Genomic DNA, 26,011 nt, shown 5'->3' with positions numbered 1-26,011 from the left:
TCAGTCCTCCGGGGTCCAGTCGCGGTAGACCAGGCCCTTCTTTTCCAGCTTCTCGCGCATCTTGTAGTAGTCGAGGCCGATCACGCCGCGCTGCAGCTCGGCGCGGGTCTTCGCCTCCTTCTCCTCGCGCTCGGCGCTGGCGCGCAGCACCGTCTCGGCCTCGGCCCGCGCCACCACCACCACGCCGTCATCGTCGGCCACGACGAGATCGCCCGGGCGGATCAGCTGCCCGGCGCAGACCACCGGCACGTTCACCGAGCCCAGCGTTTCCTTCACCGTGCCCTGGGCGGAGACGGCCTTGCTCCAGACGGGGAAGTTGATCTCCTGCAACGCCGCGATGTCGCGGCAGCCGCCCTCGATCACCAGCCCCACCACGCCGCGCGCCTTGAGCGAGGTGGCCAGCAGCTCGCCGAAATAGCCGGCATCGGAGGGTGAGGTCGGCACCACCACCAGGATGTCGCCCTCCTGGCACTGCTCCACCGCGACGTGGATCATCCAGTTGTCGCAGGGCGCCAGCGACACGGTCACCGCCGTGCCCACCGCCTGCGCGCGCGGATAGATCGGCCGCATATAGGAGGCCAGCACGCCGCGGCGTCCCTGCGCCTCGTGGATCGTGGCCACGCCGAAGGGCTTGAACTGCGCCGCCAGCGCCGGATCGACGCGCGGCGGGTTGCGGAGGACGACGTTCATGCCAGCGTCTCCACCACATGCGGGAAGACGGCCTCGTAGGCCTCGCCGTAGGTCATCTTGCGCTCGGAATTGCGCGCGCCCTGCACGCCGCGCTGCAGCCCCACCCGGGTGTAGTATTCCCACAGGTGTTCCTGCCCGGCCATGCACTGGATGGCGGCGAACTTCTTGTCCCAGACCGGCGTGATGTCGAGGATCACGTTCGGGGTCCAGGCGCACTGCTCGGGCTGGTGCGGCTCGAACAGGAAGACCGGCGGGGCGCCGAGCACCTTCTGCTCGGGGTTGTGGCCATGCGCCTGGGCGACGATGCGGGCGTGCTGCGCGAAGTCGGTCGTGGCGGGGTGGTCGTGGTTGTACGGGTCCCGCGTGGAATGCGTCAGCACGAATTTGGGGTGGATGGCGCGGTACAGGTCCACCAGCCGGAACAGGCTGTCCTGCGACAGCGTCAGCGGGTAGTCGCCCAGGTCCCAGAACTGGATGTCGTGCACGCCCAGCGCGGAGGCCGCGCGCTCGGCCTCGCCCTGGCGGTCGGTCTTGACGCGGTCCAGCGTCATGCCGGGCTGCCGCCACAGCTTGGCGCTCTCGCCGCGCTCGCCGTAGGAGAGGCACACCACCGTGACCTCCCAGCCCTTGCTGGCGTGCAGCGCGATGGCGCCGCCGGCGCGCCACACGAAATCGGCCGAATGCGCGGAAACGACCAGCGCGGTGTTGGCAGCCATCAGTACACGATCCCTTCTTCGTCCATTTCTTCCAGCGTCGGCGTGCCGTGCGTGTGGAAGCTCTCGATGGTCTTCAGGCCCCAGGCCTGTCCCTTGCGCCGCTCCGCCTCCGTCCAGCGGATCGGCTTCCAGTCCGGCGCCAGGATCAGCCGGGCGCCGGCATTGGCCAGCTCCACCCGGTTGCCGCCGGGCTCGTAGACGTAGAGGAAGAACGTCTGCTGGATGGCGTGCTTGTGCGGCCCGGTCTCGATGTGCACGCCGTTTTCCAGGAAGATGTCGGCGGCGCGCAGGATCTCCTCGCGGCTGTCCAGCGCGAAGGTCAGGTGGTGGAAGCGGCCGCGCTTGCCGTGGTTCTCGCGCGAATAGGCGATGTCGTAGCTCTTGTTGGTGCAGGTCATCCACATGCCTGCCTCGACGCCGCTGTCGAGCACGATCTGCTCGGTCAGCCGCATGCCCAGGCAGCGCTCGAAGAACTCGCGGTTCGCCTGGATATCGGCGGCGAGGCAGTTGAGGTGGTCCAGCCGCCGCACGTTGACGCCGCGCCCGGGAAAGCGCTGCGCCTGGTTCTTCAGCGCAGGGCGCAACTCGGGCGGGGCCTCGTACCATTCCGTCTCGTAGTACAGTTCCACCGTGTGGCCGTCGGGGTCCTTGAACTCCAGCGTGCGGCCGTGGCCGAGGTCGCCTTCAGTCCAGCGGGTTTCATGCCCCGCCTGTTTCAGCGCGGCGGCGCGGCGTTCCAGCGCTTCCGGCGAGCGCACCCGGAAAGCCATGTGGCCCATGCCGGAATGCCGCGCGCCGGTCAGTTTGACGCAGTAGCGCTCGTAATCGTCCCAGCCGCGCAGGAACACGGAATCCCCCTGCCGGCCGCTCTCGGTCATGCCGAGCACGTCGATGAAGAAGCGCCGCGACTCTTCCAGCTTGGGCGTCAGCAGTTCGAGGTGCCCGAGATGGGCGAGGTCCGTCACCGGTTCCGTCATCGCGCGTCGCTCCCCATGCGCAGCCAGGCCCGCAGCACGCCGTTCACGGCCGCCGGCGCTTCCACCGGGCTCATGTGCCCGCTCTCCTCGATCACCGCGAGCTCGGAGCCCGGGATCAGCGCGGCCATTTCCTCGTGCTGGATCAGCGGGCTCCAGGCATCCTGGCGGCCGCAGGCGATCAGCGTCGGGCAGCGCACGCCGGGCAGCACCGCCGCCGCGTCCGGCCGGTCCAGCAGCGCCCGCACCTGGCCGGCGAAGATCGCCGGGGTGGCGCGGCACACCATCTCCGTCAGCGGCCGCATCAGCGCCGCGTCGTTGGCGCGGTCCGGATGCACCATCGGCGGTAGCCAGCGCGCCGCCAGTGCCGCCATGCCCTCGCGCGCCGCGAGGTCCACCAGTTCCTGGCGCTTCTCCGCCTCGCCGGGGCGCTGCATGTGCGTGCCGGTGTCCAGCAGCGCCAGCCGCTCCACCCGGTCGGGGGCGCGGCGGATCACCTCGATCGCGACGCGGGCGCCCATGGAATGCCCGGCCAGCGAGAAGCGCGCGGGCGCCGCGGCCAGCACCGCTTCCGCCATGCCGGGGATCGATGACAAGCCCCAGAGATCGGGGATGATCACCTCGTACTCCGCCGCCAGCGCCGCCCGCTGCGGTGCCCAGATCGAGGCGTCGCAGAGCAGGCCCGGCACCAGCATGACCGCGGGGCGCTCAGCCACGGGGCGCGGCCTCCGGCACTTCCTCGTAGATCACCTGGGCGAAGCCGGTCTGCAGCGGCGCGTGATAGTTGCGGTGCACGCATTTCACCTGCGGCGACAGCGCCCCGCGCATGGCGAGCCACATGATCACCTCCGACCCTTCGGCACCGCCGCGGTCGATGTAATCCTGCAGCCGCAGCGCCGCGAGCTTCTCCGGATCGGCTTCCAGCGTGTCCAGGAACTCCATATCCCATTCGTAGTTCTGGTAGCCGAAGCGCTCGCCGTGCAGCTGGTGCGACAGGCCGCCGGTGCCGAGCACCACCACGTCGTAGTCCTTGGGATAGCTTTCCACCGCGCGGCGCAATGCCTGGCCCAGCTTGTAGAGGCGGCGCGGGCCGGGCACGGGGAACTGCAGCACGTTCACCGCCAGCGGCAGGATCGCGCAGGGCCAGCCGTTGGAGGTGTCCGGCCACAGCCCGGAGATCGGCGTCAGCGCCCCGTGGTCCAGCGGCATGTCCTGGCACACCGTCAGGTCGAACTCGTCGTCCACCAGGGAATGCGCGACGTGCCAGGCGAATTCCGCATCGCCGCGCACGGGCGGCATCGGGCGCGGGCCGAAGCCCTCGTCGGCGATCGGGTGCTCGGCCGCCACCGACAGCGCGAAGGTGGGGTAGAGGTCGAAGAAGAAGGTGGTGACGTGGTCGTTGTAGATCAGGATCGCCGCGTCCGGCTTGCGCTTCGCGAGCCATTCCTGCATCGGCTCGTAGCCGGCCAGCAGCTTTTCCCAGCCCGGCTCGCGCCAGGCGCCCTTGTCGATCAGCGCGCCGATGGACGGTGCGTGCGGCGAGCCCAGCCCGCCGATGATGCGGCCCATCAGCCTTCCCCCTTCTTCCCGATGTTCCTGGTGGCCAGGTATTGTTCCAGCGTTTCGCCGCGCATCTGCGCGCCGGTGGCGGGCAACCCGTCGCCGCAGAGATGCGACAGCCGCAGCAGCGGAAACACGTTGGCGCCGCGCTTCACCATGCCCAGCCAGTCGCGGGCGCGCACCAGGGCGCGGTCCTCCTCGTCCAGCTTGTAGCGCTCCATCAGCGCCTCGGGGTCGGTCTGGAAGGCGGTGCGGTTCTCGGGGTGGCGCAGGTCGTAGCAGAAGCGGTTGACCCGCAGTGCGTCGGTCGCCGCCTTGCCGGTGTTCAGGTAGGTGCCCGCGGGCAGGTTGTCCGGGTCGAGCTGCCGGCTCCGCATGGTGGGGACGTCCTCCGGGGCGCGCTGTTGCCGCGCCTGTTCGTGCCGCCCGGTGTCCCGGGGCGGGGCGGAGCCTAGACCGGCGCCGCGCCAGCGTCTTATCGCTTCTTCGGGAAGAACTATGCCGGATCGGCATAGGATGGTCGGCGTTACCGGGCCGCGGCAGGAAGGCCGGGGGAGTGAACTCCCCCGGTCCCCCTCCTTCTTTCGGGAGAAAAGTGCGTCGGTGGCCGCGGGCGCACCCGCAAACTCCCGAAAATAGAAGGGGGTCCGGGGGGATACTTCCCCCCGGCTTGCTGCCTTCAATCCCGCGCCGCGATCTCGGCCACGTAGCGGCGCAGCACCTCCACCAGCCGCTGCGCCGCGCGGGAGGGTGGGGCCGCCTCGCGCCAGATCAGCCCGGCCCGCCGCGGCTCGGCGGGCACGGGCAGGGGGGCGGCGCGGATCGTGCCGCGAAGGAGGTCGCCGGCCATCAGCATGTCCGGCATCACGGACACGAAATCCGTGCTCAGCAGCATCTCCCGGATGAAGCCGTAGGAGGTGGAGCGTACGGAGGTCGCGGCGGTCAGCCCCAGGATCGCCAGCAGCCGGTCGATCTCCTGCCCCACGCGCTGGCTGATGCTGGGCAGCACCAGCTCATGCCCGCGCAGCGCCGCCGCCGTTACCGGCCTGGCGAAGATCGGGTGGCCGGCGCGGGCGAGCACGGCGATGGGTTCCTCATAGAGCGCTTCCCGCACCAGTCCGTCCGGCCGCTCCGGCGGGTAGAGCTGGCCGACCACCAGGTCCAGCTCACCTGCCGCGAGGCGCGGCAGCAACTCCTCCGTCCGCCCTTGCACCAGCTGCACCGCCAGTGCCGGGCGTTCCGTGCGCAGTCGGCCCAGCACCCCCGGCAGCACGCCCGCGGCGGCCACGGGCAGGGCGCCCAGAATCACGTGCTCCTCCGCCTCGCCGGCCAGCCCGTCCAGCACGCTCTCCAGCCGGCGTAACTCGCCGAAGATGCGGCTCGCGGCCTGCGCCACCGCCTCGCCGGCCGCGGTGGGCTGCACGCCGCGGCCGCCGCGCTCGAAGAGCGGCAGTTCCAGCGTCGCTTCCAACTCCTGCAGGGACCGCGTCACCGCCGGTTGGGTGATCCCCAGCGTGCGCGAGGCACCGAGGATGCTGCCCTGGGCGGCGATGGCCTCGGCCGCGCGCAGCAGGCGCAGCTTCATCCGGCGATCGAGGTGGCGGCGCATGCGTGGATCATACGCCCGGGGGCAGCGGGACCACAGCCAGGGGCGGGCCACGGGAAGCCCGACGGCATTGACGGACGGCCCCGGGCAGCGCTTTATCCCAGCGTGTTACACGCCCGTACAACCAGGCCGGAGGACACCGCGGAAACCGTGCTCGCGGTGCCGGAGGCCGATCCCGGCTCGCGCGACCGGCTGGTGCGCGCTGCCGCCCGGCTCTTCGCCGCGCATGGCTTCGATGGCGTTTCGGTGCGCCAGGTCGCCGCGGCGGCGGGGGCCAACTCCGCCCTGGTCGGGTATTATTTCCGCGGCAAGGAAGGCCTGCTCTCGGCCGTGTACCGGTCGCTCTCGGCACCGCTGACGGAACAGCGGCTGCGGCTGCTGGAAGCCTGCACGGCCGGTGGGCAGCCGCCGCGGTTGGAGGCGGTGCTCGACGCCTTCCTGCGCCCGGCGTTGGATGCCACGGTGGGGCCGGAAGGCCAGCTTTTCACCCGGCTGCGCGCCATGCTGGCGGGCCGCCATTCCCGGCTGCTCGACACCGTGGTGGCCGAAAGCTTCGACCGCAGCAGCCAGCGCTTCGTGGACGCGATCCACGCCTGCCTGCCGGACCTGTCGCGCGACGAGGTCTACTGGCGCTTCCACTTCCTGCTGGGCGCCATCTACTACACCGCCGCCGGCCCGCACCGCGTCGAGGCCCTGTCCGGCGGCGGCTGCGACCCCGCCGACACCGCTGCCATGCTGCCGCAGCTGATCCGCTTCGCGGCTGCGGGCTTCCGGGCGCCGCCGGATGGCGGCGCGTCGCCGCTGGGCGACGCCGCATCGCCCACGGACGGCAAGGCCGCATCGCCGACGGGTGGCGACGCGGCGTTAACCGTCGGCAGCCACGCTGCACGTCCCGGGGCCGCCGACGTCCCGCCCCCCGACCCGACCAACAATCCCGAGGAACAGCCCTGATGCACGACACCCCTCGCCGAGACCCGCGCCAGCCGGCCCTGGGCACCACGACGCGACGCACCCTGCTGGGCGGCGCGGCCGCGACCCTGGCCGCGCCCTGGACCGCCCGCGCGCAGGGGCCCAGCGGCTTCCCCAACAAGCCGATCCGCGTGATCGTGCCCAACGCCGCCGGCGGCGTGGCCGACCTGACCGCCCGCACCGTGACGCAGAAGCTGGCCGAGCGCCTCGGCCAGTCGATGGTGGTGGACAATCGCCCCAGCGCCGGCGGCATCGTCGCGGGCCAGGCGACGGTGTCCGCGCCGGCCGACGGCTACACGCTGCTGGTGTCCACCAACGCCAATTCCATCACCAAGGGCCTGTTCCGCACGCTGCCCTTCGACCCCGTGGCGGATTTCGCCCCCGTGGGCCTGATGGGTACCTTCGCCATCACCGTGATCACCGCGCCCGACAGCCCCTACCGCACCATCGCGGACGTGCTGGCCAAGGCGAAGCGCGAGCCGGGCAGCATCACCATCGGCACCATCGCCGTGGGCAGCACGCAGAACCTTTCGGCCGAGCTGTTCCAGAGCACCGCCGGCATCAAGGCCGTCACCGTGCCCTTCAACGGCACCCCGCCGCTGGTGACGGCGCTGCTGCGCAAGGACGTGGACATCGCCTTTGAGATCGTCAGCCCGATCATGGGGCAGGTGAAGTCCGGTTCGCTGCGGCCGCTGGCCGTCACCTCGGCCGCGCGCTCGGCCAACCTGCCCGACGTGCCGACCCTGCAGGAAGCCGGGCTGGCCGGCTTCGACGTGTCCTCCTGGAACGCGCTGGTGGCGCCCAAGGACACGCCCGAGCCGATCCGCGCCCACCTGAACCGCGAGCTGAACGCGGTGCTCGCCATGCCTGACGTGCGCCAGCACCTGCTGGACGTCGGCGTGGAAGCCAAGCCCAGCACGCCGGAAGCCCTGATGACGCTGGCCACCAATGACGCTGAGCGCTGGGGCCGGGTGATCGAACAAGCTGGGATCGAGAAGCAGTGAGCGCCGCCATCAAGACCTGCCAGCCGCCGGACCCGAACCCGCGCACCCCGGCGACGAAGCTGCCGCCGGGCGCCTGCGACGCGCATTGCCACGTCTTCGGCCCGGCAAACGTCTTCCCCTACGCGCCGGACCGTTCCTACACCCCGCCCGACGCGCCGGTGGCGGACCTGCGGCGCCTGCACGGCATCCTCGGCGTCGAGCGCGCGGTGATCGTGCAGGCCAGCTGCCACGGCACCGACAACGCCGCGGCGCTGGACGCCATCGCCTCCAGCAACGGCGCCTATCGCGGCGTGGCGATCGTGGACGGCAATGTCACCGACCGCGAGCTGGACGCGCTGAACGCGGGCGGCATCCGCGGCGTGCGCTTCAACTTCGTGAAGCACCTCGGCGGCACCCCCGACCTGGACGTGTTCGACAGCGTGCTCGGCCGCATCGAGCGGCTGGGCTGGCACGTGGTGCTGCACCTCGACGCCGGCGACATCCTGGAACACGCCGCGCGCATCGAGCGCATCCGCGTGCCCTTCGTGATCGATCACATGGGTCGCGTGCAGGCCAAGAACGGCGTGGAACAGGAACCCTTCCGCCGCCTGCTGGACCTGATGCGCAACCCGCTGGCCTGGGTGAAGATCTGCGGGCCGGAGCGCGTGTCCTCCGCCGGCGCGCCCTTCCGCGACGCCGCCCCCTTCGCGGCCGCCCTGGCCGAGGCGGCGCCGGACCGCACCCTCTGGGGCACGGACTTCCCGCACCCCAACATCGCCGGCGACATGCCCAATGACGGCGACCTCGTGGACCTGCTCGCTGCCGCCGTGCCGGACGAGGCGGCCCGCCATCGCATCCTGGTGGACAACCCGACGCGGCTGTACTGGGCGGACTGATTCGGCCCTGGGTGGAGCGGTTGGACCTGGATGGTCTGACCGTGGCCAGGAGGCTCTGCCTCCTGGACCTCCGCCGGGGAGTTACGAACTCCCCGGACCCCGCGTTGAGTGCCTCCGGCGGGGGCGGGATGTCACACGTCGTCCCGGATGACTGCCCTCGGCCATCCCGCCCCCGCCGGAGGCACTCATGAGGTCGAGGAGCCTAAGCTCCTCGCGGGGTGTCCAGAGGGGCGGCGCCCCTCTGGCCCCGGCCCGAACACCACAGACCAACCGGCCCCACCCGGGCCGATCTCTACCGCCGCAGTTCCATGGCGATCGGGCCATCGCGTTCGCCGCGGGCGAACTGGTCCACCATGGCGTTGCCGCTCTCGCCCAGCACGGCGGCGGGGCCGGTCCAGACGATCTGGCCGTGGTGGATCATCGCCGCCTCGTTGCCGATGCGGCGGGCGGAGGGGATGTCGTGGGTGATGGACACGGCGGTGGCGCCCAGGCGCTGCACGCAGTCCACAATCAGCCCGTCGATCACCGCGCCCATGATCGGGTCCAGCCCGGTGGTGGGCTCGTCGAAGAACAGGATTTCGGGCTCCGAGGCGATGGCGCGGGCCAGGCCGACGCGTTTCTGCATGCCGCCCGAGAGTTCCGCCGGCGACAGCTCGCCGACGCTGGCGGCCAGCCCGACCTGCGCCAGCACCTCGGCCGCGCGGTCGCGGGCCTTGGCGCGGGTGATGCGCTTCTGCGCCAGCAGCTTGAAGCAGACGTTTTCCCAGACCGGCAGGCTGTCGAACAGCGCGGCGTTCTGGAACAGCATCCCCGTGCGGTCCAGCACGTCGCGGCGCTCGGCGCGGGGCATGCGCAAAAGGTCGCGCCCGTCCAGCTCGATGGTGCCGCTATCGGGCTGGATCAGCCCCAGGATGCATTTGATGGTAACGGACTTGCCCGAGCCCGAGCCGCCCAGGATCACGGTGGAGCGGCCCGCCAGCACGTCCAGGTCCACCCCGTCCAGCACCTGCTTGCCGCCGAAGCTCTTGCGCAAACCGCGCAGCCGCAGCTTGGGCACCATCCCCGTCATCGCGCGAAGAAGGCCTCGGTGATGACGTAGTCCAGCGCCAGCACCAGGATGGAAGAGGAGACCACCGCCGCCGTGGTGGCGGCGCCCACGCCCTGCGCCCCGCCGCGGGAGGTATAGCCGCACCAGGTGCCCATCAGCGTGATCACGAAGCCGAACACCGCGGCCTTCACCAGCCCCGACACCACGTCCGCCACCCGCAGCACGTCCATCGTCGCCTTCAGGTAGGCGCCGGAGGCGAAGCCCAGCTTCAGGGTGGCGATCAGCCAGCCGCCCATCACGCCCAGCACGTCGGCCACGATCACCAGCAGCGGCAAGGCCAGCGCGCCCGCCAGCACCCGGGGGGTGACGAGGTACTTCACGGGATCGGTGGACAGGGTGGTGAGCGCATCGATCTGGTCGGTGACGCGCATGGTGCCGATCTCGGCCGCGAAGGCGGCGCCGATGCGCCCGGCCACCATCAGCCCGGCCAGCACCGGCCCGAGTTCCCGCACCACCGAGAGCACCACCACCGAGGCAATGGCACCCTCGGCGTTGAAGCGCGCGAAGCCCGTGTAGGATTGCAGCGCCAGCACCATGCCGGTGAACACCGCCGTCAGCGCCACCACGGGCAGGGAGAAATAGGCCGTCTCGGCGAAGGCATGGCCGAACTGGCGGAAATAGAAGGGCGGCCGCACGAGGTGCGACACCGCTTCCAGCGCGAAGAGCACCACCGCGCCGGCCGTGCGGCAGGCCCCCAGGGCGGCCCGGCCGACCCTGGCGATCGCGTCGAGGATCCAGTTCAAGCCGGCAGCCAGTGCCGCGCGTAGCGGTGGCCGAGCGAGGTCAGGACCTCGTAGCCGATGGTGCCTGCCCGGGCGGCCACCTCGTCCGGCGTGTTGCCGGGGCCGATCAGCTCGAGGAAGTCGCCGGTGCGGATGGCGGGGTGGTCGGTCACGTCGAAGGTGATCAGGTCCATGGAGATCCGGCCCACCAGGGGCACCGGGCGGCCCGCGCCATCGCGCGCCATTCCCCGGCCGGAGAGGGACCTGAGATAGCCGTCAGCATAGCCCACCGCAACCGTGGCGATCCGCGAGGGCCGCGGCGCGGTCCAGCTGGCGCCGTAGCCCACCGTCGCGCCGGCCGGAACCTCCCGGACCTGCAGCACCGGCGCGTCGAGGCGGACCACCGGACGCATCGGGTTGGGCCGCCCCGGGGTGGGGTTGATGCCGTAAAGGGCGCAGCCGGGGCGGGCGAGATCGGAGGCGGCCAGCCCCCCCAGGAACAGGCCGGAGGAGTTGCTGAAGGAACGCGGCGCCGCAGGCAGGGCGGCGCAGGCGGCGGCGAAGCGCGCGGCCTGGGCGGCGTTCAGGGGATTGGCAGGGTCCTCGGCGCAGGCGAGGTGGGTCATGAGGTAGCGCAGCTGCAGCCCGTCCAGCAGCCCGGGCTCCGCTGCCACCTGCACCAGCTCCTCCGGCGGCAGCCCCAGCCGCGCCATGCCGGTGTCGAGGTGCAGCAGCACGTCCCGCACTCGCCCGTCGGCCCGGGCCGCGGCGGTCCAGGCCCGCACGTTTCCCAGCCCGTTCAGCACCGGCAGCAGCGCCGCATCCGCCTCCGCCCCGGGGGGAAAGCCGTTCAGCACGGCAATCATCGGCCCCAGCCCCAGCGCGTCCCGCAGGGCCAGCCCTTCCTCCAGATGCGCCACGAAGAAGTGCTCGCAGCCGGCCGCCAGCAGCGCCCGCCCCACCGAGGCTGCGCCCAGGCCGTAGCCGTCCGCCTTGACCACCCCCGCCACCGCGCCGGAGGGGTGCAGGGCACACAGCGAGCGCCAGTTCGCGACGACCGCGCCGAGGTCGACGGTCAGCCGCGCCCGGGTGGCCTCAGTCGTGGTGGCCACCGTCATGCACGTGGTCGAGGTCGCCGAAGCGGGTGAACTCGCCCTCGAAGAACAGCGGGATGGAACCGGTGGGGCCGTGGCGCTGCTTGGAGATGATCAGCTCCGCCTTGTTGTGCGCCCGCTCCATGTCCTGCTGCCACTTCTCGGTGGCCTCGGAGAACTTGTCGAGGTTGTCGAAGTTCAGCTCCTTGGGCTGCCGCTGCGCCAGGTAGTACTCGTCGCGGTAGACGAACATCACCACGTCGGCGTCCTGCTCGATGGAGCCGGACTCGCGCAGGTCGCTCAGCTGCGGCCGCTTGTCCTCGCGCGACTCGACCTGCCGCGACAGCTGGGACAGGGCGATCACCGGCACTGACAATTCCTTGGCGATGGCCTTCAGCCCCTGGGTGATCTGGGAAATCTCCATCACCCGGTTCTCCGGGCGGGAGCCGGCGGCGGGGCGCATCAGCTGCAGGTAGTCCACCACCACCATGTCCAGCCCGCGCGTCCGCTTCAGCCGCCGGCAGCGCGTGCGCAGCGCCGAGATGGTGATGGCGGGGGTGTCGTCGATGAAGATCGGCAGCGCGGCCAGCTCGCGCGAGGTTTCCACGAAGTTGTCGAAGTCGCGCTGGGAAATCTCGCCGCGCCGGATGCGGTCGCCGGAAATGCGGGCGTTCTCGCTGAGCAGTCGGGTGGCCAGCTGGTCGGCGCTCATTTCCAGGGAGAAGATCGCGACGCCGCCCTTGGGCACGGCGTTGGGGTTCTCCGCCTGGGCTTCGCGCAGGATCGAGCGCGCCGCGCCGAAGGCCATCTTGGTGGCCAGCGCCGTCTTGCCCATGGCCGGGCGCCCCGCGAGGATCACCAGGTCGGAGGGGTGGAAGCCGCCCATCTTGGCGTCCACGTCGCGCAGCCCGCAGCTCAGGCCGGACACGCCGGAGCCGTTGGTGAAGGCCTTCTCGGCCATCTCCACCGCGCGCAGCAGGGCGCGGTCGAAGGTGATGATGCCGCCCTCGTTGCCGCCGTCCTTGGCCAGGTTGAACAGCGCCTGCTCGGCCGCTTCCAACTGCTCCTTGGCCTCGAGCGCGTCCTCCTCGGACTCGGCCCCGAAGGCGCGGTTCACCACCACCTCGCCCAGGTCGATCAGCTGCCGCCGCAGCCAGGCGTCGTGGATGACGCGGGCATACTCGCCAGCATTGATGATGCCGACCATGGCGGTCAGCAGCTGCGTCAGGTAGGCGGCGCCGCCGACCTCGTTCAGCACGCCGGAATGCTCGAACTCGGCGCGCAGGGTGACGACGTCGGCCAGCTGCCCGGCTTCCAGGCGGCGCTGGATGGACTGGTAGATGCGGCCGTGGATGGGGTCCACGAAATGCTCGGCCGCCAGGAACTCGGAAACCCGCTCATAGGCCTTGTTGTTGGCCAGCAAGGCGCCCAGCAGCGCCTGCTCGGCCTCCATGTTCTGCGGCGGCAGGCGCTGCGACAGGCCCAGAAGGGCGCCGCTCTGGTCCATGGCGTTCATCGGGAACAGTCTATCCCGGATGCACCTCCGGCGTCCCCTCCATCCACAGCCCCGAGGGGCTGTGAGCAGCGGGGATCATGTGGATAACACGCCCCCGGAACTGTCCGCCGCCGCGGCCTCGCGCGTCGCCGCCCCGGCCTCCGCCTGCCACATCCAGTCCCGTGTCAGCGGCAGGGTGTCCACCTTGCGGGTCAGCTGGAGCTGCCAGTTCATGTGCCCGTAGCGGCGGAAGGCCAGTTCCGAGCCCGCCAGGTAGAACTCGAACATCCGGCAGAAGCGCTCGTCATACAGGCTCTGGATGGTGTCCCGGTTGGCGGCGAAGCGGCGCCGCCAGTGGGCGATGGTCAGGGCGTAGTGCAGCCGAAGGATCTCGATGTCCGTGGCCCAGAGGCCGGACTTCTCCACCACCGGCAGCACCTCGCTCAGCGCCGGGGAATAGCCGCCGGGGAAGATGTATTTGGCCAGCCAGGGATTGGTGGAATAGGGCCCCTCCGAGCGCCCGATGGAATGGATCAGCGCCACCCCGTCCTCCCGCAGCGCGTTGCGCACGGTGCGGAAGAAGGTGCGGTAATGGTCGATGCCGACATGCTCGAACATGCCGACCGAGACGACGCGGTCCACCGGCCGCCGCCAGTCGCGGTAGTCCATCAGTTCGAAGCGCACCCGGTCGGACAGGCCGGCCTCCGCGGCCCGCCGCTGCGCCTCGGCCAACTGCTCGGTGGACAGGGTCAGGCCGGTGACGCGGGCGCCCCAGTCGCGCGCGAGCGTCAGCGCCAGGCCGCCCCAGCCGCAGCCGATGTCCAGCACCTCCAGGTCGGGGCGGTCCAGCTTCAGCTTGCTGGCGATGTGGCGCTTCTTCAGCACCTGCGCCTCGTCCAGCGTTTCCTCGCCGGTGGGGAAATAGGCGCAGGAATACTGCCGGTCGCGATCCAGGAAGAGGCTGTAGAGGCGGCCGTTCAGGTCGTAGTGGTGCGCCACGTTGCGCCGCGACCGGCTGGCGGGATTGAGCTGGTCGAGATGCCGCCGCGCCCAGCGCACCCGCGCCATCAGCGCCTCGCCCGGCGGGTTGTAGTCGGCGGTGTTGAGCGCGATCACGTCCAGCAGATCATACAGGGAGCCGTCGATCGGCTCGATCTCGCCCTCCATGTAGGACTCGCCCATGGACAGGGTGGGGTTGGTGATCAGCCGCCGGGCCGCGCGCCGGGTCCGGATGGCCATGCCCGCATCGGGGCCGGGCGAGGCGCCCTGGATCAGCCGCCGCGTACCGTCGGGGTAAAGCACGGTCAGGCTGCCGTGCCGGATCATGCGGGACAAAACCGCGTGTAGCAGCATTCGTGCCGGACCTCCGCATCGTCACTCTTTGACATGCTGGGGAGCGGAAACGGTGGCTGTCCAGGGATCTGCCCGTCGGCCAACGACGACCAGCCCTGCGCAAAATGCAGGAAAGCGGCACCGCCGGTGGGGCGGCCGCGCGAGGAAATGGCGAAAACCCTGTCCCCGTCGCAGATTTCGGCGCCGGACGGCGTGGGGGCTCGCCGGGCAAGAGGAAGGGCTGCAGCGACTACACGATGACGCGACAACCGGCCGCGCCGGCCGGGCAGGAAAGGGGGCCGGGACGCTCGCGCCCGGCCCCCGCCGGATCAGTCGCGGGCGGCGCCCAGCTCGCTCAGCTCGGCGGCCAGCTCGGCCTCCAGGCTCTCCTCCTCGGCGTCCTGCTCGGCGCGCAGGTCCTCGCCGCGGGCCTGCTTGTCGGCCTCCTCGGGGGTGCGGGCGATGTTCACCACCACCGGCAGGTCGACCTCGGGGTGCAGCGCCACACGCACGGTGTGCAGGCCCAGCGTCTTGATCGGCTGGTCCAGCTGCACCTGCGAGCGGTCCAGCGTCAGGCCGGCTTCCTTGCAGGCCTCGGCGATGTCGCGCGGGCTGACGGAACCATACAGGTTACCGCCCTCGCCGGCCTGGCGGATCAGCACCACGGACAGGCCGTCCATGCGCTCGGCGACCCGCTCGGCCTCCTCGCGGCGCTTGAGGTTCTGCGCTTCCAGCTGGGCGCGCTCGGACTCGAAGCGGGCCATGTTGGCGGCGTTGGCGCGGATCGCCTTGCCGGTGGGCAGCAGGAAGTTGCGGGCGTAGCCGGGGCGGACCCGCACCTTCTCGCCCATCTGGCCGAGCTTCTCGACCCGCTGCATCAGGATGACATCGATCATCGGGGTTGACCTTCAGGTTTGGTGGGCTTGCGCCCGAACTGCTCGAAAAGGCCGAGGCCCACCACCAGGGCCAGGACCGGAAGGAAGAACACGACGAGGCAGACGTAGAACAGGACCAGCGGCGCCCCGCGCAGCCGGCGGTGAATCACCGCCAGCCCCTGCAGGAACACCGGCATCAGCAGCGCCGCGGTGACGGTCAGCAGCAGCAGGCCGGTGTCCCCTTCGGGCACCACCCAGGCCAGCAGCGCGGCGAGCACGGGCAGGACGAGGTAGAAGCGCGGCAGCCGCGCATCCCGCCAGGCCGGGCCGGGCCGCAGCGCGAGGCCGCGACGAACCAGCCAGCGCTGCGCCGCCACGCCGCATACCAGCAGCGGCAACGACAGCGTCGCCCCCGCCATGGCCATGCCCACCCGCACCAGCCCCGCCACCAGACCGGGATCCGCCGCCACGCCCGAGCCCGACAGCGTTTCCGCCACCGAAGCCGCGAGCGCCGCTTCCAGCCCATCGGGGCCCAGCAGCAGCGACGCCGCGCTGGCCACCGCCGGCCAGATGCCCAGCAGGGCGAAGGGCAGCATCAGGTCGCCGCGGCCGCGGCTCAGGAAGGCCGCCACGATCGTCACCGCCGGCAGCCCGGGCGCCAGCGCGAACACCAGCACCCCGCGCAGCCCGGCCACCAGCAGCAGCGCCGCGCTGGCCACCGCCAGCCCGAGCCCCGCCGCGAAGCCGCCCAGGCTGAGCCCGGCCAGGAACAGCGGCAGGGAGCACAGCCAGAACAGCAGCGTCCCCAGCGGCAAGCCGCGGAAACCCCAGGTCGCCAGCGCGGCGCAGGCGAGCCCGGCCGCCGCCCCCGCGAGGATGCGGGGGTCGTTCAGCAGCTGCCGCGTGGAGGCCGCCCCAGCCATGAACCGGTCCCGTTCGGCGCGCGTCCTCAGTCGTTGATGACGTAGGGCAGCAGTGCCAGGAAGCGGGCGCGCTTGATGGCGTTGGCCAGCTCACGCTGCTTCTTGCCGGACACCGCGGTGATGCGGCTCGGCACGATCTTGCCGCGCTCGCTCAGGAAGCGGCTCAGCAGGCGCACGTCCTTGTAGTCGATCTTCGGCGCGTTGGGGCCGGAGAAGGGGCAGGACTTGCGGCGGCGATAGAAGGGCCGGCGGGCGCCGACGGCCGGACGGCGCGCGGCGGGGGTCATGTCGGTGTTGCTGTCGGACATCGGTGCTTACTCCTCGCCCATGCCAGGGGGGTCCATCTCGTCGCGCGGACGGGCCCGGAACTCCTCGCGGTCGTCGCCGCGCTCGCGGCGGCCCGAGGAGAAGCGGCCGGCCGGACGCGGGCCGCGGAAGCCGCGGTCACGCTCGCGGTCCTCGCCGCGGCGGGCCAGGATGGCGGAGGGCTCTTCGGTGATTTCCTCGACGCGCAGCGTCATGTGGCGCAGCACGTCCTCGTTCAGGCCGAGCTGGCGCGCGACCTCCTTTTCCGCCGCCGGCGGGCAGTCGAGGCCGAGGAGCATGTAGTGCCCCTTGCGGTTCTTCTTGATGCGGTAGGCGAGGCCGCGCAGGCCCCAGTATTCCCGCTTCTTCACCTCGCCGCCGGCTTCGGTGAGGATGGTGGCGACCTGGTCGGCCACCGCTTCGACCTGCTGCTGCGTCAGGTCATTCCGTGCGATCAGCACGGTCTCGTAGAGCGGCATCTTTTATCCCTGTGGATGTGTCAGCCCGGAGCCCACGCGGCGGGATGCCGCGGGCACGAATGGGCATAGCCGCGCACGATGCCTCGCGCGCGGCAGGGGAGGCGGCGTGTAGCCCAGCCGAGGGCGCGGTGGCAAGCGTCGTGGTTCGAGTGGGTTCGGAGGTTCTCTGCTGTTTCGGCGTTGGCCAGGGGCGCTGCCCCTGGACCCCGCCGGGGAGCTTAGGCTCCCCGGACCCCACTTGAGTGCCTCCGGCGGGGGCGGGATGATCCACGTTGGTCATGGCGGGCACTGTCGGCCAACCCGCCCCCGCCGGAGGCACTCATGAGACACGAGGAGCCTAAGCTCCTCGCGGGGTGTCCAGAGGGGCGGCGCCCCTCTGGCCCAGGCCGGAACAACAGAGCCCCCGAAGCCACCCGATCCTGCGCCGCGCGGCACCCGTGCCTCACCCCGGTTCGCCCCATTGCCGCAGCAGGTTGGCCGAGCAGCGGGCCAGCAGCCGGTCGCGCTGCGGTTCGCCGTCGGGCAGGGCGCGGGCGGTGTCGAGATCGAAGAGCAGTTCCCGGCGCGCGGGGTCGCGGATCAGGCTCTGGCACCAGCCCACCGCGGCTAGGCGGGTGCCCTCGGTCACCTGCTCCACCCGGTGCAGCGTGTCGGAGGGGTAGACCACCATGGCCCCGGCCGGCAGGCGGAATTCCTGCTCCCCCGCCGCACTCTCGATCACCAGCGCGCCGCCGGCATAGGTGTCGGGCTCACACAGGAACAGCGTGAAGCTGACGTCCGAGCGCATCCCGCCCATGATCGCGTCGTCCACGTGGGTGCCGTACGCCATCCCCGCCTCGTAGCGGCTGAGCAGCAGCGGCGAATGGCGCGCGGGGCGTGCCGCCAGCCGGAACAGGGGGTGGGCGGCGATGCGCTCGGCCAGGAAGTTCTTCAGGGCGGCGGCGCGGTCGTCGGACGGGTCGGCCTGCAGGTTGCGCTTCACCCGGGCGGCATCCCGCCCGGCGGTGTCGCGGCCGTCGCGGAAGGGCAGGGCGAGCAGCTTGTCTCGCACCGATTCCAGCGCCAGCGGTTCCAGAACTTCGGCGATGCACAGGATCATGCGGCCGCTCCCGCCGCGTCGCGCAGTTCCACCCCCAGGGAGCGCAGCGCGTCCCAGTAGCCGGGATAGGTCTTGTTGACGCAGTCGGGGTCCAGGATCGTGATGCCGTCCAGCCGCAGCCCGGCCAGGGCGAAGCTCATGGCGATGCGGTGGTCGGCATAGGTCTCGATGCGGGCCGGCCGCGCCGCTTCCAGCCGCGCGGGGGAAACGAGGAGGTCGTCCCCGTCTTCCCGCCCCAGCCCGGGGGCGATGCGGTCCAGCCCGGCGGCCAGCGCCGCCACCCGGTCGCATTCCTTGACCCGCAGGTTGGCGATGCCGGTGAAGCGGACGGGCTCACGGTTGAAGGCGGCCAGCACCGCCAAGGTCGGCACCGCGTCCTGCATCTGCGACCCGTCGATCACCGGCGGCAGCGCGGGAAACCGCGCGATGGTCGCCTGCGCCCGGGCATCCGGCTGGGTGAAGCCGCCCGGCGCCACGCCGAGGTCGATCGCCCCGCCGGTCAGCACCTCCGCCGCCCAGAGATAGGTCGCGGCGGAGGCATCCGGCTCCACCGCGAAGTCGCGGGCGCGGTAGCCGGTGGGCAGCACCCGCCAGCTGGCCGCGCCCAGCGGCTCCACCGCCGCCCCGAAGGCGGCCATGGCGGCCAGGGTCAGGTCCACGTAGCCGCGGGCGCCGATCTCCGGCCCCGCCAGCGCCACCTCCACCGGGGCGCGCCCGCAGGCGGCCGCCATCAGCAGGGCGGACACGTACTGGCTGCTCAGGGCGGCATCCACCTCGACCCGGCCGCCGGCGAAGCCGCCGCGCCCTTCCACGACCACCGGCGGGCAGCCCTCCGTGTCGCTCGCCTCCACGCCGAGGGCGCGCAGCGCCGCCACCAAGGGCGCGATGGGCCGCCGGCGCATGTGGGCGTCGCCGTCGATCACCACCCGCCCCTCGGCCGTGGCGGCGGCGGCGCACAGGAAGCGCGTGGCGGTACCGGCATTGCCCAGGAACAGCGGCCCGTCCGGCGGCAGCAGCCGGCCTCGCCCGGTCACGGTGAAGCTGGTTTCGTCCGGCTCCTCCACGGTTACACCCATCCGGCGCAGCGCCACCGCCATGTGCCGGGTGTCGTCGCTCTTCAGCGCCCCGGTCAGCCGGCTGGTGCCCTCCGCCAGGGCGGCCAGCAGCAGCGCGCGGTTGGTGATGGACTTGGACCCCGGCGGCGCCACGCGACCGCGCAATGGCCGCCGCGGCGGCAGGATCGTGAGGCCCGTGGCCGCCGTGGCGGCGTGCGCGATGTGGCTCATCCCGGCGTGCTCATCATCCCAGCGTGCCCCGGCGAGGGCGGTTGCGCCGCGCCCGGCGGCGGGGCGTCGCGGGCGGCTCCTAGCAGATCGCGGCGGCGCCAGCCTCCCCCGCGCGGGTTGCCCATTGCGACTTCCTCGCAATATCTTCCGCCACGCAACCCCGAAGGTTTTCCTCATGGTCCAGCGCACTCGACTCTGGCTCGGCATCGGCCTTTTCGCCAGCGCGGCCAGCCTGCCGGGCTGCGGCGAGGTGGTACTGGAGCGCAACGCCCCGGCCCCGCGCCTGGGCATCGCCGCGTCCGGCGAGGCCGGGGAACGGGGCGGCGAGCGCGGGGGCGAACGCGGCGGCGAGCGCGGCGAGGCGGGCGAGGGCGGGGAAGCCGGCATGGCCTCCGCCGCCGACCTGACGCGCGACGACGCCGCCTTCCTGTCCGCCCTGGGCATGATCGAGGGCCACCTGCTGGTCGCCACCGAGCTCTACGCCAGCGGCGACCGTTCGGCGGCCGCGCCGCACGTGAAGCACCCCGAGGACGAGATCTACGGCCAGCTGCGCCCCGCCCTGGCGGCGCGCAACATCCGCGGCTTCGAGTCGAGCCTGACCACCATGGCCCATGCCGCCGAATCCGGCGCCCCGCCGGCCCAGATCCGCGATGCCTTCAACCGGGTGCAGGGCGAGCTGGTGCGGGTGCGCGGCGCCCTGCGCGCCTCCCCCGCCGTGACGCTGGCGGCGGTGTCGCAGACCGTGGCCGCGGCGGGCCGCGAATACGACGAGGGGGTGCAGAACCGCCGCGTGGTGAACACCAAGGAATACCACGACGCCTACGGCTTCGTCCGGGCGGCGAAGAACTGGGTGGCCGGGCTGGACCCGGCGGTGCGGGCGCGTTCCGCCGGCACGATCGGGCGGATCGAGGCGGCGCTGAACGGGCTCGACCCCGCCTGGCCGTCGCTGGCGGCGCGCGAGGTGCCGGCAGGCTTCAACGGCGGCCGCTTCTCCGCCGCCGCCTCGCTGATCGCGCTGGAAGCCCAGGACCTGCGCTGAGCGCGGCGGGCCGGGCTGGCCCGCCGGCCGCGGCCGCCGAGCCGCTGCCGGGCACGCGGGACGGGCCGGCCGGCACCGGCGCGTCGGCGCGGCATGGGCGGAACGGTTGCCTCATCCCGGCCGGCGCCATCGAATCGCCGCGGCGCATCGGCTATCCTTCCGGGCAGGGGGATTGGACGATGAAGGCTCTGCACAGCGGCCGGCGCGGCGTCCTGCGCCTCGGCCTGGGCTTGGCGGCAGGGGGGCTCGGGGGGGCCGCCCTGGCGCAGAACGGCGCCGGTTTCCGCGACGACGGCGCGGGCGCGCGGCTGGTGCTGCCGCTCTCGCCCGCGGCCCGCTGGCAGCTCAGCGCCAGCGACCGCCCGGCGCAGCTGCGGCTGGCCCTGCCCGGCGGCTGGAACGGCCCGTCCCGGCTGCCCGGGGCCGGCCCGGCGCGCGGCGCCCGCTGGGACGCCCGCAGCCGCACCCTGCTGATCGACCTCGCCGGCCCCGTGGCTGCCCCGACCGCGGGGCGTGACGGCGGCAACCTCGTGCTGACGCTGCGCCCCGGCCCGGCGCGCGGCTTCGCCCGGCTGGCGCGCGGGCAGGTGCTGGCTTCGGGCGGCGACAGCACCCCGGCCGCGGCGGCACGGCTGCCGCTGATCGTGCTGGACCCCGGCCATGGCGGCAAAGATCCCGGCACGATCGGCGTCACCGGCACGCGGGAAAAGCACGTGGTGCTGGCCGCGGCGCTGGAACTGAAGCGCCGGCTGGAAGCCACGGGCCGGGTGCGCGTGGCCATGACCCGCACCCGCGACGTGTTCATCCCGCTGGCCGGCCGGGTGGCCTTCGCGCGGCGGCAGAATGCCAGCCTCTTCGTGTCGCTGCACGCCGACAGCGCGCCCGGCGCGCGGGGGGCCAGCGTCTACACCCTGTCCGAAACCGCCTCGGACGCGCTCTCGGCCGGGCTGGCGCGGCGGGAGAACGCGGCGGACGCCGCGGGCGGCATCGACATCCCGCCGGTGTCGCCGGAGATCGCCCGCATCCTGGTCAGCCTGGTGCGGCAGGAAACCCGCCAGGGCTCCGACCGCATGGCCTCCATGGTGGTGCGGCACCTGCGCGGCGACGTGCCGCTGCTGCCCAACACCCACCGGCAGGCCGCCTTCGCCGTGCTCAAGGCCCCCGACATCCCGTCCGTGCTGGTGGAGATGGGCTTTCTCAGCAACCGCCAGGACGAGGCGGCGCTGAAGCGGCCGGACCACCGCGCCCGGGTGGCCCTGGCCCTGGCCGGGGCGGCCAACAGCTTCCTGGCGGAGGCCTGATACGAAACTGAGCACCCGCAGCAACTTACCCGGGCTTCCCGATGTTATGCCGAAGGGAGCCCTGCGCGGTTGGCGTGGCATGGCGGCCGCCATCCGGTGTAGAGGGGGTGCTTCATGTCCGATCACGACCGACGCGCCCGCGCCCCCTTGAGCGCCGAAACCGGGGAAGCCGAGGCGGCGCGCCCCGAGCGTGCCCGCGCCGCCGCCGCCAAGACGACCCGCCGGCCGCGCGGGCGCTGGATGCGGCGCATCGCCGGGGCCGTGGGCGGGCTGGTGCTGATCGGCGCGGTGGGCAGCGGCGTCGCCGCCTTCGGCATCTGGCGCTCCGCCACCGCCGACCTGCCCGAGCACGCCTGGCTGACCGACTACCAGCCGCCGCAGATGAGCCGCATCTACGCCGCCGACAGTCGCCTGATGGCGGAGCTGGCGCTGGAACGGCGGGTTTTCGTGCCCATCGGCGCCATCCCGCCGCTGCTGCAGCAGGCCTTCATCTCGGCCGAGGACCAGAATTTCCGCACCCACAGCGGCGTGGACCTGTTCGCCATCGCCCGCGCCGCGGTTTCCAACGTGGAGCACATGGGCAGCGGCCGCCGCGCCATCGGCGCTTCCACCATCACCCAGCAGGTCGCCAAGAACATGCTGGTGGGTAACGACCGGACCATGATGCGCAAGGTGCGCGAGGCCATCCTCGCCCAGCGCATCGAGGCGGCGATGCCCAAGGACCGCATCCTGGAGATCTACCTCAACGAGATCTTCCTGGGCTCGCAGTCCTACGGCGTGGCGGCCGCCGCCTGGAACTACTTCAACAAGGGCCTCGACGAGTTGACGCTGGGCGAGATGGCCTTCCTGGGCGCCCTGCCCAAGGCCCCCAACAACTACAACCCGGCCCGCTTTCCCGAAGCCGCCAAGGCGCGCCGCGACTGGGTGCTGGACCGCATGGCCGAGGACGGCGCGGTCACCCAGGCGCAGGCCGACACCGCCAAGGCGGAGCCGCTGCGCACCCCCGGCCGTGGCCGGCCGGACGTGCTCAGCAGCGGTCAGTACTTCACCGAGGAAGTGCGCCGCGACCTGATCGGCCGCTTCGGCCCCGACCAGACCAACATGGGCGGGCTGGTGGTCCGCACCTCCATGGATGTCCGCCTGCAGGAAGCCACGGAGAAGGCTCTGCGCGACGGGCTGATGAACTACGACCGCCGCCGCGGCGGCTGGCGCGGCGCCGCCGCCCAGATTTCCAGCGCCGCCAGCGAGTGGCTGCCCGCGCTGGACGCCGTGCCGCGCGTGCCCGGCATGCTGCCGGAATGGCGCCTGGCCGTGGCCCTGTCGGTGGGCGAGCGCGAAGCGCGGCTGGCCTGGATCGAGCGCCCCGGCGGCCGCGGCGCGCCGCAGCCGCGCCAGGGCACGCTGAACTTCTCCGACGTGTCGGGCTGGGCCCGGCCGGTGTCGCGCGACGGGCGCCTGGGTGGTGCCCCCCGCCGCATGGCCGACGTGGTGAAGCCCGGCGACGTGGTGCTGGTGGAACCGGGCGCCAACAACCGCCTCCTGCTGCGCCAGGTGCCGCAGGTGGAAGGCGCCATCGTGGCGCTGGACCCCGCCAACGGCCGCGTGCTGGCCATGGCCGGCGGCTTCTCCTACGACAAGTCGGTGTTCAACCGGGCCACGCAGGCGATGCGGCAGCCCGGCTCCTCCTTCAAGCCCTTCGTCTACCTGCCGGCGCTGGAGATGGGCATCCCGCCCAACCAGCGGCTGCTGGACGCGCCCATCGAGATCATGACGCCGCAGGGCCTGTGGCGGCCGGGGAACTATTCCAACCGCGCCAACGGCTGGGTGACGATGCGCACGGCGATCGAGAAGTCGCTCAACCTCGTCACCATCCGCCTCGCCCAGGAAGTCGGCATCGACAAGGTGGCGGAAACCGCTGCCCGTTTCGGCGTAATTCCCAACATGCCGCGCGTGCTGGCGATGAGCCTGGGCGCCGGCGAAACCACCGTGCTGCGCATGGCCGCGGGCTACGCCGCCTTCGTCAACGGCGGCCGCCGGGTGGAACCGACCCTGATCGACAGCGTGCAGGACCAGCGCGGCCAGGCGATCTGGCGCCCCGACGGGGTGCGCTGCGAAGGCTGCGAGGCCGACCTGTCCGCCGGCCCGCCGACGCTGGTGGACAACCGCACCCAGATCACCGACCCGATCGCCGCCTACCAGATGGTGAACCTGCTGCGCGGCGTGGTGGAGCGCGGCACCGGCACCGCCGCCGGGCACGGGCTGAACCGCCCCGTCGCCGGCAAGAGCGGCACCACCAACGACTACCACGACAACTGGTTCGTGGGCTTCACGCCCGACATCGTGATCGCCGTCTGGGTCGGCTTCGACGACCCGCGCTCCCTGGGTGAGGGCGAGACCGGCGGCGGCAACGCGGCGCCGATCTTCCACGACGTGCTGGAAGCGGCGCTGCAGGACAGCCCGCCCGTGCCCTTCCGCGCGCCGCCCGGCGTGGCGCTGGTGCGCACCACCGCCTCCGACGGTAAGCAGATCACCGAGGCTTTCCGTCCCGGCACGGAAGACAGTGCCCGGCCGCCTTCCTCCGGCTATGGCGGCGGCAGGGGCAGCGGCGAGGCGCCCACTGCCTCGGCCGTGGACAGCAGCCTGGGCGGGCTCTACTAGCCCCCACCTCATGCGCGCCGATGCCGAAGCCCTGAAAGGGCAGATCGAAGACTCCGTGGCCCTGCTGCGGCGCCACCTGGACTGGGACGCGGCCGTGGCCCGCCTGGCCGAGCTGGACAGCCGCGCCGAGGACCCGACCCTGTGGAACGACGCCGCCGAGGCCGGCCGCGTCATGCGCGAGCGCGGTCGCCTCAGCGACCAGATCGACGGCGTGGCCAAGCTGCAGCAGTCCGTGACGGACTCGCTGGAGCTGATCGAGATGGCCGAGGAGGAGGGCGACGCCGCCACCGCCGACGCCGCGGTGGCCGACCTCCAGGCCCTGGCCGCCGAGGCCAAGCGGCGCGAGATCGAGAGCCTGCTGAGCGGCGAGGCCGACAGCAACGACGCCTTCCTGGAAGTGAATGCCGGTGCCGGCGGCACGGAAGCCCAGGACTGGGCCGAGATGCTGCGCCGCATGTACACGCGCTGGGCGGAACAGCGCGGCTACAAGGTGGTGGTGACGGAAGAAAGCGAGGGCGAGCAGGCCGGCATCAAGTCCGCCACCCTGCAGATCACCGGCCCCAACGCCTATGGCTGGCTGAAAACCGAGAGCGGCGTGCACCGCCTCGTCCGCATCTCGCCCTTCGACGCGGCGGCGCGGCGCCAGACCTCCTTCGCCTCGGTCTACGTGTACCCGGTGATCGACGACCGCATCGAGATCGAGATCAACCCGGCCGACCTGAAGACCGACACCTTCCGCGCCTCCGGCGCCGGCGGGCAGCACGTCAACAAGACGGAATCCGGTGTGCGCTTCACCCACCTCCCCACCGGGATCGTGGTGGCCTCCACCCAGGACCGCTCGCAGCACCGCAACCGCGCCATAGCCATGGATATGCTGCGCGCCCGCCTCTACGAGCTGGAGCTTTCCAAGCGCGAGGCGATCTCCGCCGGCATCGAGGCCGGCAAGACCGATATCGGCTGGGGCCACCAGATCCGGTCCTACGTGCTGCAGCCCTACCAGATGGTGAAGGACCTCCGCACCGGGCTGGAAAAGGGCAATCCCGCCGCCGTGCTGGATGGCGGGCTGGACGAGTTCATGGCCGCCGCCCTGGCCCAGCGCGTCGGCGCCACGCGCTCCGAAGCCAGCGCCTCCGCGCAGTAGCGCGGTCCGTCGGACCCGGGAAACGCGCCGCCGCATGGCCCCGCTGACGCGAAGCGACATCGGCCGGCAATCGACCTTCGCCTGGGTGGCGATCCTGGCCCTGCTGGCCATGGCCGGCTGGTTCTGGGGCCTGGAAAAGCACGCCGCCGCCCAGGGCACCCTGGCCTCCCTGGCCGGCTGCCTCGGGCTGATCCTGCCGCCGCGCGAACGCATGGAGGTGCTGCCTTGGCGCGTCCGGGCGCTGCCGCGCGGGCTGGACGCGGTGCCGGTGCTGGCCACGCTGGTGGTCAGCCCCGGCTACGGGCTGAACTGGTTCTACGGTGCCAACCCCTATGACGAGGCCGTGCACCTGCTGAACGGGCTGCTGGCCGGGCTGGTCTTCGCCGCGCTGCTGCAGGCCGACGGCACGCCGCGCGGCGCCCTGCGGCTGGCCGCCACCACCGCCGGGCTGGGACTGCTGCTGGGTTCCGGCTGGGAAGTCTTCGAATGGGCCACCGGGCTGATCGGCGACTGGACGGACACCTGGACCGACGTGGCCCTGACGGCCGGTGGCGCCACGCTGGCCGCCGCCTGGGCCGGGGTGCGCCACCCTCGCCCGGAGCGCTCCGCCATCGCGCCCGATCCTGCCGAGGAGGCGGAAGCCCCGGCGCAGTAGCGGCGCCTGACGGGCCGCTTCCGGCCGAAGATCGCCTGCCCGAGGGCGAACCGGGAAGGGCAAGCGGCACTTGCCGGAAGTAGTGCGGCAACGTAACAAATCGG

26 protein-coding genes are annotated in these 26,011 nt (G+C 72.2%); 8 read left to right on the top strand and 18 right to left on the bottom strand.

Annotated elements, in window-relative coordinates:
* From ACLIBK_RS20520 to ACLIBK_RS20490, 7 genes are all read right to left on the bottom strand, one after another.
* On the bottom strand, positions 1-690 hold the full coding sequence (locus tag ACLIBK_RS20520) for a 4-carboxy-4-hydroxy-2-oxoadipate aldolase/oxaloacetate decarboxylase (protein WP_415389167.1): 690 nt from the start codon (positions 688-690) through the stop codon (positions 1-3).
* Entirely contained in the window at positions 687-1,406 is a 720-nt protein-coding gene (locus ACLIBK_RS20515) for a PIG-L deacetylase family protein (protein ID WP_415389166.1), read from the bottom strand. Before ACLIBK_RS20515 ends, ACLIBK_RS20520 begins: the two co-directional genes overlap by 4 nt.
* Positions 1,406-2,383: a catechol 2,3-dioxygenase gene (locus ACLIBK_RS20510; protein WP_415389165.1), complete on the bottom strand. Its 978-nt coding sequence runs from the start codon at positions 2,381-2,383 to the stop codon at positions 1,406-1,408. Before ACLIBK_RS20510 ends, ACLIBK_RS20515 begins: the two co-directional genes overlap by 1 nt.
* Positions 2,380-3,096 (bottom strand): alpha/beta fold hydrolase, encoded by a 717-nt coding sequence (locus ACLIBK_RS20505; RefSeq protein ID WP_415389164.1) that lies wholly within the window; start codon positions 3,094-3,096, stop codon positions 2,380-2,382. The genes ACLIBK_RS20510 and ACLIBK_RS20505 overlap by 4 nt, the downstream gene beginning before the upstream one ends.
* Positions 3,089-3,949: a class III extradiol dioxygenase family protein gene (locus ACLIBK_RS20500; RefSeq protein ID WP_415389163.1), complete on the bottom strand. Its 861-nt coding sequence runs from the start codon at positions 3,947-3,949 to the stop codon at positions 3,089-3,091. Before ACLIBK_RS20500 ends, ACLIBK_RS20505 begins: the two co-directional genes overlap by 8 nt.
* A complete protein-coding gene (locus ACLIBK_RS20495) occupies positions 3,949-4,317 on the bottom strand; it encodes a hypothetical protein (protein WP_415389162.1) in 369 nt (122 codons plus the stop codon). The genes ACLIBK_RS20500 and ACLIBK_RS20495 overlap by 1 nt, the downstream gene beginning before the upstream one ends.
* A gap of 302 nt (positions 4,318-4,619) precedes the next feature.
* Positions 4,620-5,549, bottom strand: coding sequence for a LysR substrate-binding domain-containing protein (locus ACLIBK_RS20490; RefSeq protein ID WP_415389161.1), 930 nt, complete (start codon positions 5,547-5,549; stop codon positions 4,620-4,622).
* Between the two features lie 147 nt (positions 5,550-5,696).
* On the opposite strand from ACLIBK_RS20490, the gene ACLIBK_RS20485 reads away from it, so the two are divergent.
* From ACLIBK_RS20485 to ACLIBK_RS20475, 3 genes are read left to right on the top strand one after another with little or no spacing between them, the layout of a single operon-like run.
* Positions 5,697-6,497, top strand: coding sequence for a TetR/AcrR family transcriptional regulator (locus ACLIBK_RS20485; protein WP_415389160.1), 801 nt, complete (start codon positions 5,697-5,699; stop codon positions 6,495-6,497).
* On the top strand, positions 6,497-7,519 hold the full coding sequence (locus tag ACLIBK_RS20480; RefSeq protein ID WP_415389159.1) for a Bug family tripartite tricarboxylate transporter substrate binding protein: 1,023 nt from the start codon (positions 6,497-6,499) through the stop codon (positions 7,517-7,519). Before ACLIBK_RS20485 ends, ACLIBK_RS20480 begins: the two co-directional genes overlap by 1 nt.
* Positions 7,516-8,394 carry an amidohydrolase family protein gene (locus ACLIBK_RS20475; RefSeq protein ID WP_415389158.1) on the top strand — a complete coding sequence of 293 codons (879 nt, stop codon included), beginning with the start codon at positions 7,516-7,518 and terminating at the stop codon, positions 8,392-8,394. The genes ACLIBK_RS20480 and ACLIBK_RS20475 overlap by 4 nt, the downstream gene beginning before the upstream one ends.
* Positions 8,395-8,686: 292 nt before the next feature.
* Here ACLIBK_RS20475 and ACLIBK_RS20470 read toward each other — a convergent pair whose 3' ends face one another.
* The 11 genes from ACLIBK_RS20470 to ACLIBK_RS20420 form a co-directional block, all read right to left on the bottom strand.
* Positions 8,687-9,463 carry an ABC transporter ATP-binding protein gene (locus ACLIBK_RS20470; RefSeq protein WP_415389157.1) on the bottom strand — a complete coding sequence of 259 codons (777 nt, stop codon included), beginning with the start codon at positions 9,461-9,463 and terminating at the stop codon, positions 8,687-8,689.
* A complete protein-coding gene (locus ACLIBK_RS20465; RefSeq protein WP_415389156.1) occupies positions 9,460-10,245 on the bottom strand; it encodes an MlaE family ABC transporter permease in 786 nt (261 codons plus the stop codon). The genes ACLIBK_RS20470 and ACLIBK_RS20465 overlap by 4 nt, the downstream gene beginning before the upstream one ends.
* A complete protein-coding gene (gene alr / locus ACLIBK_RS20460; RefSeq protein ID WP_415389155.1) occupies positions 10,242-11,342 on the bottom strand; it encodes an alanine racemase in 1,101 nt (366 codons plus the stop codon). Before alr ends, ACLIBK_RS20465 begins: the two co-directional genes overlap by 4 nt.
* Positions 11,320-12,834 carry a replicative DNA helicase gene (locus tag ACLIBK_RS20455; RefSeq protein ID WP_415389154.1) on the bottom strand — a complete coding sequence of 505 codons (1,515 nt, stop codon included), beginning with the start codon at positions 12,832-12,834 and terminating at the stop codon, positions 11,320-11,322. The genes alr and ACLIBK_RS20455 overlap by 23 nt, the downstream gene beginning before the upstream one ends.
* 75 nt (positions 12,835-12,909) lie before the next feature.
* A complete protein-coding gene (locus tag ACLIBK_RS20450) occupies positions 12,910-14,166 on the bottom strand; it encodes a class I SAM-dependent methyltransferase (protein ID WP_415389153.1) in 1,257 nt (418 codons plus the stop codon).
* Between the two features lie 308 nt (positions 14,167-14,474).
* A complete protein-coding gene (gene rplI / locus ACLIBK_RS20445; protein WP_415389152.1) occupies positions 14,475-15,041 on the bottom strand; it encodes a 50S ribosomal protein L9 in 567 nt (188 codons plus the stop codon).
* On the bottom strand, positions 15,038-15,943 hold the full coding sequence (locus ACLIBK_RS20440) for a hypothetical protein (RefSeq protein WP_415389151.1): 906 nt from the start codon (positions 15,941-15,943) through the stop codon (positions 15,038-15,040). The genes rplI and ACLIBK_RS20440 overlap by 4 nt, the downstream gene beginning before the upstream one ends.
* A 26-nt stretch (positions 15,944-15,969) precedes the next feature.
* Entirely contained in the window at positions 15,970-16,251 is a 282-nt protein-coding gene (gene rpsR / locus ACLIBK_RS20435; protein ID WP_415389150.1) for a 30S ribosomal protein S18, read from the bottom strand.
* Positions 16,252-16,257: 6 nt separating this feature from the next.
* Entirely contained in the window at positions 16,258-16,728 is a 471-nt protein-coding gene (rpsF, locus tag ACLIBK_RS20430) for a 30S ribosomal protein S6 (RefSeq protein ID WP_415389149.1), read from the bottom strand.
* Positions 16,729-17,170: 442 nt separating this feature from the next.
* Positions 17,171-17,827 (bottom strand): Fe2+-dependent dioxygenase, encoded by a 657-nt coding sequence (locus ACLIBK_RS20425; RefSeq protein WP_415389148.1) that lies wholly within the window; start codon positions 17,825-17,827, stop codon positions 17,171-17,173.
* Complete coding sequence (locus ACLIBK_RS20420) at positions 17,824-19,113, bottom strand: 3-phosphoshikimate 1-carboxyvinyltransferase (RefSeq protein WP_415389147.1); 1,290 nt, start codon at positions 19,111-19,113, stop codon at positions 17,824-17,826. Before ACLIBK_RS20420 ends, ACLIBK_RS20425 begins: the two co-directional genes overlap by 4 nt.
* A 175-nt stretch (positions 19,114-19,288) precedes the next feature.
* On the opposite strand from ACLIBK_RS20420, the gene ACLIBK_RS20415 reads away from it, so the two are divergent.
* The 5 genes from ACLIBK_RS20415 to ACLIBK_RS20395 all read left to right on the top strand — a co-directional run bounded on the left by ACLIBK_RS20415 (position 19,289) and on the right by ACLIBK_RS20395 (position 25,907).
* Positions 19,289-20,152, top strand: a complete 864-nt coding sequence (locus tag ACLIBK_RS20415; protein WP_415389146.1) for a hypothetical protein — start codon at positions 19,289-19,291, stop codon at positions 20,150-20,152.
* Between the two features lie 179 nt (positions 20,153-20,331).
* Entirely contained in the window at positions 20,332-21,453 is a 1,122-nt protein-coding gene (locus ACLIBK_RS20410; RefSeq protein WP_415389145.1) for an N-acetylmuramoyl-L-alanine amidase family protein, read from the top strand.
* Positions 21,454-21,567: 114 nt separating this feature from the next.
* Positions 21,568-24,111: a penicillin-binding protein 1A gene (locus ACLIBK_RS20405; protein WP_415389144.1), complete on the top strand. Its 2,544-nt coding sequence runs from the start codon at positions 21,568-21,570 to the stop codon at positions 24,109-24,111.
* 10 nt (positions 24,112-24,121) lie between these two features.
* The gene (gene prfB, locus ACLIBK_RS20400) at positions 24,122-25,252 is read left to right on the top strand and encodes a peptide chain release factor 2 (RefSeq protein ID WP_415389143.1); all 1,131 of its coding nucleotides are present in this window, start codon (positions 24,122-24,124) and stop codon (positions 25,250-25,252) included.
* A gap of 34 nt (positions 25,253-25,286) precedes the next feature.
* Positions 25,287-25,907, top strand: a complete 621-nt coding sequence (locus tag ACLIBK_RS20395) for a hypothetical protein (protein WP_415389142.1) — start codon at positions 25,287-25,289, stop codon at positions 25,905-25,907.
* Positions 25,908-26,011 lie beyond the last annotated feature (104 nt).

Origin of the sequence: Roseomonas sp. BN140053, from assembly GCF_047690175.1 — a bacterium.
In the GTDB taxonomy this organism is placed as follows: domain Bacteria; phylum Pseudomonadota; class Alphaproteobacteria; order Acetobacterales; family Acetobacteraceae; genus Roseomonas.
Note: the sequence above shows the minus strand (reverse complement) of the source record. Positions and strands in the feature narration are given on the sequence as shown.

Bases quoted from the DNA above. Each gene is read 5' to 3' on its own strand.
- ACLIBK_RS20490 (WP_415389161.1), bottom strand. From the start codon at position 5,549: ATGCGCCGCCACCTCGATCGCCGGATGAAGCTGCGCCTGCTGCGCGCG.
- ACLIBK_RS20425 (WP_415389148.1), bottom strand. From the start codon at position 17,827: ATGATCCTGTGCATCGCCGAAGTTCTGGAACCGCTGGCGCTGGAATCG.
- ACLIBK_RS20495 (WP_415389162.1), bottom strand. From the start codon at position 4,317: ATGCGGAGCCGGCAGCTCGACCCGGACAACCTGCCCGCGGGCACCTAC.
- ACLIBK_RS20410 (WP_415389145.1), top strand. From the start codon at position 20,332: ATGAAGGCTCTGCACAGCGGCCGGCGCGGCGTCCTGCGCCTCGGCCTG.
- ACLIBK_RS20500 (WP_415389163.1), bottom strand. From the start codon at position 3,949: ATGGGCCGCATCATCGGCGGGCTGGGCTCGCCGCACGCACCGTCCATC.
- ACLIBK_RS20510 (WP_415389165.1), bottom strand. From the start codon at position 2,383: ATGACGGAACCGGTGACGGACCTCGCCCATCTCGGGCACCTCGAACTG.
- ACLIBK_RS20415 (WP_415389146.1), top strand. From the start codon at position 19,289: ATGGTCCAGCGCACTCGACTCTGGCTCGGCATCGGCCTTTTCGCCAGC.
- rpsF (WP_415389149.1), bottom strand. From the start codon at position 16,728: ATGCCGCTCTACGAGACCGTGCTGATCGCACGGAATGACCTGACGCAG.
- ACLIBK_RS20470 (WP_415389157.1), bottom strand. From the start codon at position 9,463: ATGACGGGGATGGTGCCCAAGCTGCGGCTGCGCGGTTTGCGCAAGAGC.
- ACLIBK_RS20440 (WP_415389151.1), bottom strand. From the start codon at position 15,943: ATGGCTGGGGCGGCCTCCACGCGGCAGCTGCTGAACGACCCCCGCATC.
- ACLIBK_RS20520 (WP_415389167.1), bottom strand. From the start codon at position 690: ATGAACGTCGTCCTCCGCAACCCGCCGCGCGTCGATCCGGCGCTGGCG.
- rpsR (WP_415389150.1), bottom strand. From the start codon at position 16,251: ATGTCCGACAGCAACACCGACATGACCCCCGCCGCGCGCCGTCCGGCC.
- ACLIBK_RS20395 (WP_415389142.1), top strand. From the start codon at position 25,287: ATGGCCCCGCTGACGCGAAGCGACATCGGCCGGCAATCGACCTTCGCC.
- ACLIBK_RS20455 (WP_415389154.1), bottom strand. From the start codon at position 12,834: ATGAACGCCATGGACCAGAGCGGCGCCCTTCTGGGCCTGTCGCAGCGC.
- rplI (WP_415389152.1), bottom strand. From the start codon at position 15,041: ATGATCGATGTCATCCTGATGCAGCGGGTCGAGAAGCTCGGCCAGATG.
- ACLIBK_RS20480 (WP_415389159.1), top strand. From the start codon at position 6,497: ATGCACGACACCCCTCGCCGAGACCCGCGCCAGCCGGCCCTGGGCACC.
- alr (WP_415389155.1), bottom strand. From the start codon at position 11,342: ATGACGGTGGCCACCACGACTGAGGCCACCCGGGCGCGGCTGACCGTC.
- ACLIBK_RS20515 (WP_415389166.1), bottom strand. From the start codon at position 1,406: ATGGCTGCCAACACCGCGCTGGTCGTTTCCGCGCATTCGGCCGATTTC.
- prfB (WP_415389143.1), top strand. From the start codon at position 24,122: ATGCGCGCCGATGCCGAAGCCCTGAAAGGGCAGATCGAAGACTCCGTG.
- ACLIBK_RS20405 (WP_415389144.1), top strand. From the start codon at position 21,568: ATGTCCGATCACGACCGACGCGCCCGCGCCCCCTTGAGCGCCGAAACC.
- ACLIBK_RS20420 (WP_415389147.1), bottom strand. From the start codon at position 19,113: ATGAGCCACATCGCGCACGCCGCCACGGCGGCCACGGGCCTCACGATC.
- ACLIBK_RS20450 (WP_415389153.1), bottom strand. From the start codon at position 14,166: ATGCTGCTACACGCGGTTTTGTCCCGCATGATCCGGCACGGCAGCCTG.